Annotated in this window: 14 protein-coding genes; 10 read left to right on the top strand and 4 right to left on the bottom strand. The window is 62.6% G+C overall.

Features of this window, described 5'->3' with window-relative positions:
* Positions 1-6: 6 nt before the first annotated feature.
* Positions 7-1,497, bottom strand: a complete 1,491-nt coding sequence (locus R8871_RS01810) for a mannitol dehydrogenase family protein (RefSeq protein ID WP_175048779.1) — start codon at positions 1,495-1,497, stop codon at positions 7-9.
* Between the two features lie 229 nt (positions 1,498-1,726).
* Between R8871_RS01810 and manD the strand changes: the two genes are divergently transcribed.
* The 9 genes from manD to R8871_RS01765 all read left to right on the top strand — a co-directional run bounded on the left by manD (position 1,727) and on the right by R8871_RS01765 (position 10,509).
* On the top strand, positions 1,727-2,935 hold the full coding sequence (manD, locus tag R8871_RS01805; RefSeq protein ID WP_175048778.1) for a D-mannonate dehydratase ManD: 1,209 nt from the start codon (positions 1,727-1,729) through the stop codon (positions 2,933-2,935).
* Between the two features lie 47 nt (positions 2,936-2,982).
* On the top strand, positions 2,983-4,386 hold the full coding sequence (locus R8871_RS01800; RefSeq protein WP_246287311.1) for an MFS transporter: 1,404 nt from the start codon (positions 2,983-2,985) through the stop codon (positions 4,384-4,386).
* A 31-nt stretch (positions 4,387-4,417) separates the two neighbouring features.
* Complete coding sequence (locus R8871_RS01795) at positions 4,418-5,464, top strand: L-idonate 5-dehydrogenase (RefSeq protein WP_175048777.1); 1,047 nt, start codon at positions 4,418-4,420, stop codon at positions 5,462-5,464.
* A 110-nt stretch (positions 5,465-5,574) separates the two neighbouring features.
* Positions 5,575-6,867, top strand: coding sequence for an MFS transporter (locus R8871_RS01790; protein ID WP_175048776.1), 1,293 nt, complete (start codon positions 5,575-5,577; stop codon positions 6,865-6,867).
* Positions 6,868-6,953: 86 nt separating this feature from the next.
* Positions 6,954-7,784, top strand: a complete 831-nt coding sequence (locus R8871_RS01785; RefSeq protein WP_175048775.1) for a GntR family transcriptional regulator — start codon at positions 6,954-6,956, stop codon at positions 7,782-7,784.
* 389 nt (positions 7,785-8,173) lie between these two features.
* Positions 8,174-8,482, top strand: a complete 309-nt coding sequence (locus R8871_RS01780) for a hypothetical protein (protein ID WP_233465006.1) — start codon at positions 8,174-8,176, stop codon at positions 8,480-8,482.
* Between the two features lie 14 nt (positions 8,483-8,496).
* The gene (locus R8871_RS01775) at positions 8,497-8,847 is read left to right on the top strand and encodes a hypothetical protein (RefSeq protein WP_175048774.1); all 351 of its coding nucleotides are present in this window, start codon (positions 8,497-8,499) and stop codon (positions 8,845-8,847) included.
* A 98-nt stretch (positions 8,848-8,945) separates the two neighbouring features.
* The gene (locus tag R8871_RS01770) at positions 8,946-9,371 is read left to right on the top strand and encodes a lytic transglycosylase domain-containing protein (RefSeq protein WP_175049935.1); all 426 of its coding nucleotides are present in this window, start codon (positions 8,946-8,948) and stop codon (positions 9,369-9,371) included.
* Positions 9,372-9,501: 130 nt separating this feature from the next.
* Positions 9,502-10,509, top strand: coding sequence for a lysylphosphatidylglycerol synthase transmembrane domain-containing protein (locus tag R8871_RS01765; protein ID WP_175048773.1), 1,008 nt, complete (start codon positions 9,502-9,504; stop codon positions 10,507-10,509).
* A gap of 86 nt (positions 10,510-10,595) precedes the next feature.
* Here R8871_RS01765 and R8871_RS01760 read toward each other — a convergent pair whose 3' ends face one another.
* Positions 10,596-11,366 (bottom strand): glycosyltransferase family 2 protein, encoded by a 771-nt coding sequence (locus R8871_RS01760; RefSeq protein WP_175048772.1) that lies wholly within the window; start codon positions 11,364-11,366, stop codon positions 10,596-10,598.
* A 95-nt stretch (positions 11,367-11,461) separates the two neighbouring features.
* Here R8871_RS01760 and R8871_RS01755 point away from each other — a divergent pair, with 95 nt between their 5' ends.
* Positions 11,462-11,752, top strand: coding sequence for a hypothetical protein (locus R8871_RS01755; protein ID WP_175048771.1), 291 nt, complete (start codon positions 11,462-11,464; stop codon positions 11,750-11,752).
* A gap of 8 nt (positions 11,753-11,760) precedes the next feature.
* On the opposite strand, the gene R8871_RS01750 is transcribed toward R8871_RS01755, so the two are convergent.
* Complete coding sequence (locus R8871_RS01750) at positions 11,761-12,894, bottom strand: alpha-D-ribose 1-methylphosphonate 5-triphosphate diphosphatase (RefSeq protein ID WP_175048770.1); 1,134 nt, start codon at positions 12,892-12,894, stop codon at positions 11,761-11,763.
* A 105-nt stretch (positions 12,895-12,999) separates the two neighbouring features.
* On the bottom strand, positions 13,000-13,779 hold the full coding sequence (gene phnL / locus R8871_RS01745; RefSeq protein WP_175048769.1) for a phosphonate C-P lyase system protein PhnL: 780 nt from the start codon (positions 13,777-13,779) through the stop codon (positions 13,000-13,002).
* Between the last annotated feature and the right edge of the window lie 2 nt (positions 13,780-13,781).

Here is a 13,781-nt window from a genome sequence, read left to right as displayed (position 1 = left end):
CGAATTTCATTGCAATGCTGCGATGGCTCCCCGTGCGCCGTGTTCGTGAAGCAACTGCAATGCGTGTCGAAGCGCTTTTCTGAATTCGGGAAGGGCGGCCAGATCTTCCGGAAACACCTCACGTACGGTCAGTAACGCATCCATCAGCGCCTGCGGCTCACCTTGCGCGAATGTCGCGAGCGTCTTCAATCTGCTGGCCAGCGGATCGCTGATTTCGTAACGCGTACCGTCGTCCGCGTGGCCGCGCAAAAACATCATCCATGCCGCTATCGCCAGCGCGAGACGTGTGAACGGTTCACCTGCACCGATTCGCGCCGCAATCGTGGCGATCAGACGCGGTGGAATCTTCTGACTGCCATCCATCGCGATCTGCGCACAGCGATGTTTCAGCGCCGGGTTCGCGTAGCGCTCGAGCAGTGCATCCCGGTAGGCGGCCAGGTCGAATGATGCGGGCATGGTTAGCGTCGGCGCGATTTCTTCCGTCATCATCGTGCGGATGAGATGGCGCATGGGCGGGTGGAAGATCGCTGCATCGATTGTCTCGAAGCCGCCGAGCATCGACAGATAAGCCAGTGTCGAGTGCGTGCCGTTCAGCATGCGCAGCTTCGCCAATTCGAACGGTGTCACGTCCTCGACGAGTTGCGCGCCGACTGCCTCCCATGCGGGACGTCCCCCCGCGAAACGATCTTCAATGACCCACTGCCGGAACGGCTCGCAGGGCACCGGTACGGTGTCTTCATAAACGATTGCGTGGGCCACGGTGACGCGTTCGGCATCCGTGGTGGCCGGCACGATACGGTCGACCATCGTCGACGGAAACGCAACGTGGGTGGCGATCCAGTCGGCCAGCGCGGGATCGCGTTGCCGCGCGAACGAACAGACCACCTGGCGCAGCGCGGCGCCGTTATGGGAAAGGTTGTCGCACGAGAGCACCGTGAACGGTTTGCCGTGCGCACCGTCGCGCCGCTCGCGCAAAGCCGCGACGAGGATGCCCGGCACCGTGCGCGGTTCGAGCGGGTTGGCCAGATCATGTGCAATAGCGGGATCGTCCAGCGCGACCTCGCCGGTTTTCGCGTCGCGGCAATAGCCTTTTTCCGTGACGGTCAGCGAGACGATCTGTACCAGCGGATCCGCGAGACGCGCGAACAGGGCGGCGCGATCGTGCGGCATGGCCAGCACTTCGCGCAGCGCACGCACGACCGTCACTTTGGCGCCATGCGGCCCGCGTTCGACCACGCTATACAAACCTTGCTGCGCCATCAGCGCATCGCGCTTGCCGACATCGCCTTGCAGCGTGACGCCGCAAATGCCCCAGTCACCGCCCGAGGCAAGCATGGCCTCTTCCGTATAGAGGGCCTGATGTGCGCGATGAAAGTTGCCGATCCCCAGATGAACGATGCCGATACGCGGCTCCTGCCAGTGTGGCGACAGCAGATGGGATTGCAGCGTGGGGAGTGCCTCGCGGACGAGGCGAGGCAAGGTGGCTACAGAAATCATGTGACGAATTCCAGGTTGCGGAAAGGCTTCAAACCGACGCCGTTCAACGGGAAAACCCTGATTTGACGTGTCGCTATACTTGTATGGTAGCATCGTTCAAACGGTTTGAGACAGGTTGAAGAGTGCGATTTTCCACTTCAACCGGTGCTCAAAATCGACATGAAAAAAACAGCCAGTTGCATGCCGCCGCTGTGCGCGGTTTGCTACTTGCCTCTGCAAGGAAGAAGTCATGAAGATCGTTCGCGCCGACGTGATCGTCACGTGCCCGGGCCGCAATTTCGTCACATTGAAAATCGTCACGGACGAAGGCGTATACGGCATCGGCGATGCAACGCTGAACGGCCGCGAACTCGCGGTCGCTTCGTATCTGAAAGACCACGTGTGCCCGTTGCTGATCGGCCGCGATCCCGGTCGTATCGAAGACACCTGGCAGTACCTCTACAAAGGCGCGTACTGGCGTCGCGGTCCTGTCACGATGACGGCGATCGCCGCCGTGGATATGGCGCTGTGGGACATTCTCGGCAAGGTAACGGGCATGCCGTTATATAAGCTGCTTGGCGGCGCCTCGCGAGAGGGCGTGATGGTGTACGGCCACGCCACCGGCCGCGACATTCCCGAAGCACTCGACCGTTACGCGGAACACATCGAAGCCGGCTATCAGGCCATTCGCATTCAATGCGGCGTGCCGAATATGCGCTCGGTGTATGGCGTGTCGAAAGGCAGTGGCATGTATGAGCCGGCTACCAAGGGCGCGGTCGAGGAGCAGAGCTGGTCGTCGGAAAAGTATCTCGACTTCGTGCCTAAACTCTTCGAAGCAGTGCGCGACAAATTCGGCTTCGATACGCATTTGCTGCATGACGTCCACCACCGTTTGACGCCGATCGAAGCCGCGCGTCTCGGCAAAGCGGTCGAGCCGTATCGCCTGTTCTGGATGGAAGACCCAACGCCTGCCGAAAACCAGGCCGGCTTCCGGCTGATTCGCGAGCATACGGTCACGCCGATTGCCGTCGGCGAAATTTTCAACAGCATCTGGGATTGCAAACAGTTGATCGAGGAGCAGTTGATCGACTATATCCGCGCGACCTTGACGCACGCAGGCGGTATTACGCATCTGCGGCGCATTGCGGATTTTGCTTCGCTGTATCAGGTGCGAACCGGTTGTCACGGGCCGTCGGATCTGTCGCCGGTGTGCATGGGCGCGGCGCTGCACTTCGATCTGTGGGTGCCGAATTTCGGCGTGCAGGAATACATGGGCTTTCCGCCAGAAGCGCTCGACGTATTCCCGCATGCATGGCGCTTCGAGCGCGGCATGATGCATCCGGGAGAAACCCCGGGCCACGGCGTCGACATCGACGAAGCAGTGGCCGCGCGGTATCCCTACGACTCGGCGTATCTGCCGGTCGCGCGTCTCGAAGACGGAACGCTGTGGAACTGGTGAGCTGATTTCGCTCGACTGACCCCAACTACAAAATCATGGAGACACGCGTGAACCCAGCACGTCCGCAAGCCGCCGCGCCGGCCAGCACTGCCATGCTGCGTCGCGTGGCGTTCGCCTCGACCATCGGCACGGCGGCCGAGTACTACGACTTCTTTGTCTACGGCACAGCTGCCGTGCTGGTGTTCGGCCAGAAATTCTTTCCTTCCGCCGACCCGCTGATCGGCACGCTCGCCGCTTTCGCCACCTACGCGGTCGGCTTTCTGGCGCGGCCGCTGGGCGGCATCGTGTTCGGGCATTTCGGCGATCGCGTCGGCCGCAAGAAGGCCTTGATCGTGACGATCCTGATTGTCGGCTTGGGGACGTTCGTGATCGGCCTGCTGCCGGACTATCAGTCGATCGGGATCTGGGCGCCGATCGCGCTGATCGTTATTCGCGTGTTGCAAGGCTTCGGCGTGGGTGGCGAGCAGGCAGGCGCCGTGTTGCTCACGGCGGAATATGCACCGCCTGCGCGGCGTGGTTTCTTCGCGAGTCTCGTGCAACTCGGTGCGCCGGCCGGTTTTCTGATTCCGTCGGGCCTGTTCGCATTGCTCAGCGCGACGTTGACACAGGCGCAACTGCTCGACTGGGGCTGGCGCATTCCGTTTCTCGCCAGCGCGTTGCTGGTTGCCGTGGGCCTCTATATCCGTTTGCGCACCGAAGAGTCGCCGATCTTCGCGACGATCCAACGCACCAAGGCGGTGGCCTCGCGCCCCGTGGTGGAAGTGGTGCGGCAGTTCGGCCCGACAATTGTCAAAGGTGTCGGCGCGAAACTGATCGAAGCTTGCGCCTTTGCGATGTACACCATGATCGTGCTCGCCTACGGCAAGGCACACGGCATTGCGCAAAGCATGCTGCTCGAAACGGTGATTGTCGCGGTCGCGCTCGAGCTCGTCACGATTCCGCTCGCCGGTGCGCTGTCCGATCGCATCGGACGGCGGCCGACCTTTATTGCCGGTGCGTTATTGCACGTGGCGCTGGTGGTGCCGTTCTTCATGGCGATCGATAGCGGCAATCGTGCGGCGATCCAGCTCGTGATGATCCTCGCCATCAGCGTGGGCCACAGTCTTTGCTATGCACCGCAAGCGGCGCTGTTCCCCGAACTGTTCCCCGCGCGCATACGTTGTAGCGGTATCGCGCTGATCTGGCAGATCGGCTCGTTGCTCGGCAGCGGCGTGCTCGGACTGCTGGCCGTCAAACTCATTCAGGTCACGCATGGCAATTCGCTTGCATTGATCGTCTACGTGGCCGTGCTCGGCATTGTATCGGCGGTATCGCTTTTTGCTTTGCCGGAAACCGCGCCTTTACGCCGCGGCGGCGATCTCCACGATTGGGGCGGCGGCGAACCGGTAGAAGCCCATGCGGCAGCGCAAGCCCTCGCGTCCTCATCTTCGTCTTCTTTCGCGCGGCACTGAGCGCGAGACCTTTGTCATACCGGAGTCCTTCATGCTCGCAGCCGTACTTCACGAACCCAAACTGATCCGTATCGACGAAGTCGAGCCGCCTGTACCCGGCCCCGGCCAGGTGCGAGTACGCGTGCGCGCCGGCGGCATTTGCGGCTCCGATCTGTCGTATTACTTCAAAGGCAAGAGCGGCGATTTCGCGGTGCGCGAGCCGTTCGTGCTCGGACATGAAGTGGCCGGCGAGATCGATTCGCTCGGCGAGGGTGTGAGCGCAGAGAGCCGTCTGACACCCGGGCAGCGTGTTGCCGTCAATCCGGGATTGGCCTGCGGGACGTGCCGCTTTTGCATCGGCGGGATGCCTAATCATTGTCTGAACATGCGCTTCATGGGCAGTGCATCGACGTTCCCGCACACGCAGGGCATGTTCCGCCAGTACATCGTCGTCGCGGCGCGGCAATGCGTACCGGTGCCGGATGGCGTCGATTTTGCGCAGGCGTCGATGGCCGAACCGCTTGCCGTTGCATTGCATGCGGTGAAGCAGGCGGGCTCGCTTGTCGGCGCGAGCGTCTTGCTGGTAGGTTGCGGGCCGATCGGTTGCATTCTGCTGAGCGTGGCGCGCCGCGCCGGTGCTCATCGCCTGGTCGCGCTGGATCTTTCGGATCGGGCATTGCAGGTTGCGCAGCAACTCGGTGCGGATCAGATCGTGAATGCGACAGATAGCGCCACGATCGATCAATGGTCCGCGCAACGCGGCACGTTCGACGTGGTCATCGAGGCATCGGGCAGTCCCGCCGGACTCGATACGGCGCTGCGTGCTGCACGAGCCGGCGGCACGGTGATTCAGGTGGGCAATCTGCCGGCCGGTCAGTCGCCGGTGGCGGCGAACCTGGTGATGTCGAAGGAACTGCGCTATCAGGGCTCGTTCCGCTTCACCGGCGAATACGCCATCGCCGCCGATGAAATCGCTTCCGGCAAAGTCGACTTGCGACCGCTCATGACGCATGCATTCGCGATGAGCGAAGCGAACCATGCGTTCGAAGTGGCGCTCGACCGCTCGCAGTCGATGAAGGTGCATCTGAACTTCGATTGAGTACCGCCCGTGGCATGAGACGTTGCGTGAGCGCAGCGCGTTGCCGCGCCAATCAAGCTACCTAAGCTATTCAGAACGCCCATCAAGAGGCGACCCGAAGGAGACACCTGATGATCAAGAGTCAACGCTGGTTTGTTGTCGCGCTACTGTTTCTGGCCGGCGTCATCAACTATCTCGACCGCGCGGCGCTGTCGATTGCCGCACCGTTGATCCAGAAAGATCTGCACTTCTCGCATGCGCAGATGGGCATCGTGTTCAGCAGCTTTTTCATCGGCTATGCGCTGTTCAATTTTGTCGGCGGCGTGCTGTCGGACAAGGTCGGTGCGAAACGCGTGTTCGGCACCGCGATGGGCGTGTGGTCGGTGTTCTGCGGCGCGACGGCGTTGGCCACCGGCATCGGTTCGCTGATCGTGCTGCGTGTGCTGTTCGGCATGGGCGAAGGCCCGTTCAGTTCGTCGAACAGCAAGATGGTCAACAACTGGTTCCCACGCAAGGAAGTCGCGAGCGCGATCGGCGTGATCAGTTCGGGCACGCCGCTCGGCGGTGCGCTGGCGGGACCGGTGGTCGGCTTCATGGCGGTGCAGTTCGGCTGGCGCTGGGCCTTCGTCGCGATCATGCTGCTGGGACTCTTGTGGCTTGTATTGTGGGCGGCAACGACCACTGAACACCCGCACGAAAACTCGCGCGTCACGCCTGACGAGATCGAACTCATTCGCGCCGGTCAGGCGGACGAACATGCGATCGCACATTCAGCAGGCGGCGAGCGGCTCGGCCTGCGGCACTTCCTGAAGAAGCCGATCATTCTCGCGACCGCCTTCGCATTCTTCTCATACAACTACGTGCTGTTTTTCTTCCTGTCATGGTTCCCGACTTATCTGACCGAAGCACATCACCTGAGTCTGCGCGACATGAGTTTCGCTACGGTGATTCCATGGCTGCTCGGCAGCATCGGGCTCGCGGCAGGTGGCTTCATCTCCGACTTCATCTTGCGCCTGACCGGCAAGCCGCTGCTGTCGCGCAAGATCGTGCTGAGTAGCTGTCTGGGCGCGGCGGCGGTGTGCGTCGCGTTGGCCGGGCGTGTTGCCAGTACTCAGAGCGCGGTCGCGCTGATGTCGGTGTCGATCTTCTTCCTGTATGTGACGGGCGCCGTGTATTGGGCGGTGATTCAGGACACCGTGCCGCGCGAACACGTCGGCGGCGCGGGCGGTTTTGTGCACTTGCTGGCGAATCTGGCCGGCGTGATCGGCCCCGCGGTGACAGGCTTCATTGTCGAAGCGACGCATGGCAACTACGCGAGTGCGTTCGTGCTGGCGGGGGCGATTGCCGTGCTCGGCGCGGTGTGTTCGCTGGTGTGGATTCGCGAGCCGCGAGCGAGTGCCTTAAACATGAAACGTGCATGGTAGTATGGTGCGGCACACTTTAGTGGATAGCCTGGTGGGTATTCACGGTGTGTGCCGTCCCTGTCGTAATTCAATCGCTGCATTACCCGATGCCGACCAAGAACCTCCACGCCAACACGTCTTCTTTCTCCTCCGATGCCGCGCTTGCACCCCGTACAAGACGTCGCGTGAGCGTGCAGGCCGGCGCGCGCGTCGAACTGCCGGATCTGGCCGCCAGCGTCTCGTTCGACTCGCATGAGCCGATCGGCAAGCAGATTTTCCGCGCGCTGCGTCAGGCAATTTTCGCCGGGCAACTGGTGCCGGGCACGCCGCTTTCGGAGAAGGAAGTGTCCGACATGTTTCAGGTGTCGCGGCAACCGGTGCGGGAGGCATTCATCAAGCTGGTCGAAGCGGGTGTGCTTCAGGTGTTGCCGCAGCGCGGCACCTTCGTGAAGCGCATTTCGCCGCGCCAGGTGCGGGAAGGGCGCTTCATTCGCGAGGCGATCGAGACAGCGGTGGTGAAGAAGGCAGCCGTGTCGATCACGGACGAGCAGTTGCAGGCGCTGGCCGACAACCTTCGCGACCAGAAGCTTGCGGCGAAATCGAACGACACCGCCGCCTTCCTTGCACTCGACGAGGCGTTTCATTACGCGATTGCCCAGGCGATCGATTGCACGGCGGCATGGGAAACGATTCAGGACATCAAGGCGCAGATGGACCGGGTGCGCTACCTGAGCTTGCCCGAAGTATCGCCGCTCGATCTGCTGATCAAGCAGCACGCGAAGATTCTGGCCGGCCTGCGCGCCCACGATCCGGGCGCCGCTGAAGAAGCGATGCGTAGTCACCTGCGCGAGATTCTGGTGTCGCTTGGTCCGATTGCGGAGCGCAATCCGGCGTGGTTCGATGCGGACGAACCGGAACGCGTGCCGCTGTCGACTTAGACCGATGCGCGGGTAGGCGGCCGGCTTGCTCGCTTACGATCACATTACGGCAGAGGCATAGCCCTCCCGCTGTGCTTGCCAATTTCACCCAGGCTTGACGCTCGAAGCCCCGTCCCGCGGCCTCTCCAGCGCACAATCCTCATACGAATAATCCCCTCCAAACGCGAGGCAACTTCGCCTCGTTCGACGCTTCATCGAGCGTCGAAGCAATCGTTTGCGCCGATCTTGAGGTAACTCTTTTTGATTTTCGCGGACGCGTTTTCGACCTATCAACTTTTCCCGTGAGCCTGCCGAAAACATCTCTATAGCAACGGGATTGACTGGAGACGGGTGTGAAGCGACAGGTGTGGTTTTTGGTAGCCGTTCTCGCGCTGGCCGGGTGCGCACAGATGCCTGCGCAGAATGCCGCGCACACGGACAAGGCGCCCAACGAAGTCATCAGCTTCGAGATTCCGCCGGATGCACTTGGGGCGCATGACCCGCAACTCACCGCCGTGCTGACCAAGGCAGGCGCACTGGCTGCCGCGCAACAGCAGTCTACGGTCGTGCTGGTCACTGCGCTGGGTCAGGATTTCGCGTACCTGAACCAGGCAGTATGGAAGGGTGTGCCTGCGCAACGTATGTCGAAGGTGAGCTTCGAGAATCGAACTGCGGGTCTCGGTCAGCCCTATAGCGTGTCGATCAGGACGGTGCAATGAAGGAGGCCATCGTGATGTTTCGAATCACCTTACTGACGGTGGCCATGCTGCTCGCCGCGCCTGCTTTTGCGGCCCCGCCGGGAACGGATCTGCAGTCGGCCGGCGCGTTTCCTGCCACGTTTCCTCCGGCGGCGGACAAGGTTTATCCGCCGTTGCCCACGCTTGCCATGCTGCCGCCTTCGAGTGGCGCTGATGATGATTTGCCGGTGAAGCCGGCGACGCATCGAAAGAAGTCGCGTGCGCCGATCCAGACGCAGGAGCGCAGAGGAGCGCCGCTGCCGGCTGTCCGGCTCGTCGTCTCCGATGCTTCGCATACGTACCTCGACTCCGTGCAACGGCAAATCGATCTGGCGTTGGCCAAGTAATTCGGCCGCGGTGTGGAGCTCACCACTTTTGCCGCCATCAAGCGGAAGGATGAATCGTGTCCTTGAAACTCTTCTGTGCCGCGTTAGCGTGGCTTTCGATGTGCGGCGCGGCCCACGCGGCCGACGATTGCTTCAATGAGGCCGCAGCGTACCAGGGCGTCAATCCCTGGGTATTGCGCGCGGTTGCATGGTACGAATCGAAGGGCGACCCAGACGCGATCCACCAGAACGCGAACGGTTCGATCGACGTCGGCCAGTTGCAGATCAATTCGATTCATTTCGGCGCCCTCGCTCGAGAAGGCGTGCCGCACCGCGCATTGACCGATCCGTGTGTGAACGTCTACGTGGCCGCGTGGCTGCTGAAGCAGAAGATGGTCAAATACGGCAATACCTGGCGTGCGATCGGGGCGTACCACTCGGAAACTCCGAAGCAGCGTGACGCCTACGCCCGCAGCATCCAGCAGGTGCTGGTCGGATGGGGACAGTTGCCGTCCGCGCGCCAATCGCTGCTCGCCGATCGCTAGTCACGAAAACGCAGCGTCGCGTGGTTATCATGAGGCCCCCGGACGGCCCGGGTTTCACGCAACGCGCAGCCTCATGCATGCTGCATCGTGCGGAGAAAGCAGGGCCACGCTGTACTTGCTGAGGCCTTCGTTGATCAGATCACATACGCGTAAAGCGGCAGTGTTGGTGGCGCTTGCCGGTATCGGCCTCGCCGTCGGCGCGCCTTTCGTTCTCAATTCGCACGCGGCGTTCGCCGGGCTGCGTAACGTCTCTCTCTACGTATTCGCCGCGCTTGCCGCGAGTGCCGCGATCAGCGCGATGGCAAAGGCGGGCAAGCTGCATCTGATGCAGACCGCGCTCGGTTTCCGGATCAGTTTCCTGCGCACATTTGCCATCACACTGGCCACCGATTTCGCGTTCCTGGCGTCTCCGTTGGGCGCGGCGGGCTACGGCGTCAACATTGGCCTGCTGCAACGCGCCGGGGCATCCTGGTCGCTGGCGACGACCGTCGTTGGCGCGGATCAGGCGCTCGATCTCGCGTTCTTCACGACCGCCGTACCGGCTTCCCTGCTGTTTGCCTTCGGGCCGCTGACGCAAGTGATTCCACGCGCGAGCGCGCCGCTCGTGTTCGGCGGGCTGGCCGGCGCTGCATGCCTGATGGCCGTCTGCTGGATGAACCGCCGGCGTGTGGCGACGGCATTGGACGCCGCCGGACGGCGCGTTCATTGGCTCAACGAGCGCCGCGCGAGATTGAGCCGGTTTTTCCACAGCGTTCGCCGGCAATGGCTGGAACTGGTGGCCGTGCCCAAGTGGCGGCTTGCCGCGTTGTGTCTGCTCACGACGCTGCAGTGGTTGCTGCGCTATGGCGCGCTCTGGTTTATCTTGCGCGAACTGGGTTACCGCCTGCCCTTGGGTTTCGTTCTGGCGGTGCAGGCTGTCGTGTTGCATGCTGCGTTATGGACCGGCGTGCCCGCGGGTGGCGGCACCGGCGATATCGCTCTCGCTGCCGCGTTTGCGAGCTGGGTGCCCCGCGCAGGCATCGCGACGGCGCTGGTGCTGTGGCGTTTCGCGACGCTTTACAGCCCCTTGGCGCTGGGCGCGGCAGGTTTCGTTGCGCTTGCAACGAGGGGGCGCAATCCACTTTCGGCCGCCGACTGAAACCTCGAGGGCCGGGCTTGAGCGACACAGTGCGGCACATTGCGGCACATTGCGGATCACAGGATCCGCCGGCTTCGGTAAGCGCTTCAGCGCGGACTATCCGTATCGGGCACTTTGCGCATGCGTGCCGCAAAACTCGCGCGCGAGTCCTGCTCACTGCGTAAGCGAAGCATTTGAAAGGTCTGTGAAATCAGCGCGAGCGGATAGACCGCCTTCAGGAGGTCCGCGATCATGCGCCATTCCGCACGCATGCCCTTCCAGTAGCCAAGTTTCTCGGTTTTGCGGGCCTGCGTGACGTGTGGCCAGTGCGTCACCGCAATCGGCAGACGGCGCGCGATGATGCGGCGGTTCATGAACACTTCGACCCCGAAGCGCGGCAAGCCGTGAACCTCCTGCAGAACTTCGCTGAGCAGCGCTTTTTTGACCACGCGCTCGCCGGAGACGAAATCGAGTCCGATGGCGCGGAATGCCAGCAGGCTGTTCTGGCGCAAGCTCATACTCACCTGAGCGCTGCCTTGCAGGACGGGCAGGGCGAGCGCGCTGATGCTCTCGGCGGTCAGTCCTTTCAGGTCGGCGTCGAGCAGCATCAGCAGTTCGCCACGCGCGGCGGCGATGCCGGCTGCCATGGCGGCGCTTTTACCGCGGTTCTCGGGGCATCGGATCAGCTGCGCGGATGCAAAACGCTCGACCACATCGGCGGTGCCGTCGGTCGAACCGTCGTCCACCACGATGACTTCGCCGAGCAAAGGATGCGCGCAGGCTACCGCTAGCACCGTGCCGATGCGGGGCGCCTCGTTGTACGCACAAATGACGCAGGAGATTCGTGGAGCGGGTCTGAGCGGGGCGCGAGCGGTCATGTAAAGGGCAGTAAAGATCAACAATGGTGCGCTGCAGCACAATGCTTGTTTTTCAGCTATAGTCAGGGCACGGCATATGTCCAGAGAGGTACAGAATGTACGACGCCGAAATCGCCGCCACCCTCCTGAATCGTTGGGCCACACGTTCGTCAACGACTGACTTCGACGTCTACCTCGAGTTGTTGCGCGAAGGCAATCTCAGTTTCACTTACCAATCCGGTCACGTGCGCGACGCCGGCATTGAAGAGGGGAGCGCATTCAATATCGAAACTCTGGTTTTCGGCGACGGCTCGCGCACCCTTCGCGTCGAAGCGCCTGATCAGACACCCCGCTGGACACGCTGGGCCGCGGTCGAACCGCTCCTGCCCGCAGCCAGCGAGGCCTAACAACATCGTCAGACAATCCGCGCTCCGGCGCGATACGTTGCGCGCGGCACCGGCAGCGTGTCGAGCATCGTGACGCGCACGAAGTCCGCGCGCAAACCCGCTTCAATCGCCCCGCGGTCATGCAGACCCGCCGTGCGGGCCGGCTCGGCGGAAACTGTCGCCATGGCGCGCGGCAGGGTCCAGCCGGCCTTGCTCACCAGATCGAACACGGCCGTCATCAAACTGGACGGCACGTAATCCGAGGACAGGATATCGAGCAAGTCCGCCTTCGCCAGTTCGAGGGCCGACACGTTGCCCGAATGCGAGCCGCCGCGCACGATATTCGGCGCCCCCATGATGGTCGAAATGCCGTGCTCGCGTGCCGCCTCGGCGGCGATGCGGGTAGTCGGGAATTCAGCCAGCACGATGCCTTCGGCCTTGGCCTGTTCGATGTGCTCGATCAGCGTGTCGTCATGGCTCGCCACGGGGATGCCGAGCCGGTTGCAGCGTGCCACGATCTCGCGGCGGTGCGCGTCGGCGTAACGTTCCTGTTCGACGGACAGTTCGACCAGCGCGGTCGCCACGTGTTCGTCAGTCAGCTTGCCGTTGCGCTCCTGGAAGCGGCGCCATTGTTCGCGGTCGTGCCATTGACGTTGGCCGGGCGTGTGATCCATGACCGAGGCAAGCCGCAGCAGCGGATGCGTGCACAACGAATCGAACAACTCGACCACGTCGGCGGTCGCGATTTCGCAGCGCAGATGCAGAAAGTGTTCGGCGCGCAGCAGCTTGCGCTCGGAGAATCGCGCGAGGGATGCGGCACATTGCATTTGCATATCGCGGCCACGCAGCCCTACGTTCGAGCGCGAACCGATCGCGAGGGCGTCGAACACCGTGGTGATGCCGGCCGCCGCCACTTGTGCGTCGTGTATCACGAAGGCGGCATCGGTATTCCATTGCACGCCCGGACGCGGCACGAGATGCTTCTCGAGGTTGTCCGTGTGCAGTTCGATCAGACCCGGCAACAGATAGTCGCCTTCCCAATCTTCCGCTTCGCGCGCCGAGGTCGTGCCACGCTCGACGTCGCGAATCACGCCGTCTTCGATGCGTATCACACCGGTAAATACTTCGTCTCGCGTCACGATGCGAGCGTTCCTGATCAACATCGACTTGCTCCGTAGTCTGTCCTGAATCTTGCACGCAGTGTTTCGACCCGGTGCTTGACTCAATGTTTCAGCTAAGTGGTTCAGTTTAGTGCCGTTTCGTGTCAGTTAGTTACGCAACTGCGGACGCGACGGCGGCTGGAGTTCAAGACGGCGTGTGGCCACCTTGTTGCGGGTATCTTCGTCGTGAAAGATGCCGACGATCGCCGCGCCGCGCTTGCGTGCTTCGACGATCAGATCGGCGACCACGTCGCGGTTCTCCGCGTCGAGCGAGGCAGTGGGCTCGTCGAGCAGCAGCAGCGGATGCTCTGCGATCAAACCGCGGGCGATGTTCACGCGCTGCTGTTCGCCGCCGGAGAAGGTGGCGGGCGCGAGCGACCAGAGTCGCTCGGGCACGTTCAATCTCGCCAGCAGGGCAGCAGCACGCGCACGGGCTTCGTCTTCGGCCACGCCGCGCGACAGCAGCGGTTCGGCGACGAGCGTGAGCGTCGGCACGCGCGGAATCACGCGCAGAAACTGGCTGACGTAGCCGACCACGCCGCGGCGCAGGCGCAACACGTCGTGCGGCTCAGCTCCGGTGATCGACACAGCCGGCGCGTCATCCGCCGCCGCATCGCGAATAGCGATCGAGCCCGCGCTGGCCAGGTAGTTGCCGTACAGACAGCGCAGCAGCGTACTCTTGCCCGCGCCTGAAGGTCCGATCAGCACGACGCACTCGCCGCGCTCGACATCGAGCGACACGCCCGCGAGCGCTTCGATCTGCACGCCGCCCTGGCCGTGCAGCGTGAAGGTCTTGCCGATGCCGACCGCGCGCAGCATCAGTGCATTGTTCTCGATGAACGCGCGTTCAGTAGCGTGGAATTCCTTGCTTGTTTCAATGGATCGCATTG

The sequence above is a fragment of the Paraburkholderia sediminicola genome, from assembly GCF_902859805.1.
Classification (GTDB): Bacteria; Pseudomonadota; Gammaproteobacteria; order Burkholderiales; family Burkholderiaceae; genus Paraburkholderia; species Paraburkholderia sediminicola.
Note: the sequence above shows the minus strand (reverse complement) of the source record. Positions and strands in the feature narration are given on the sequence as shown.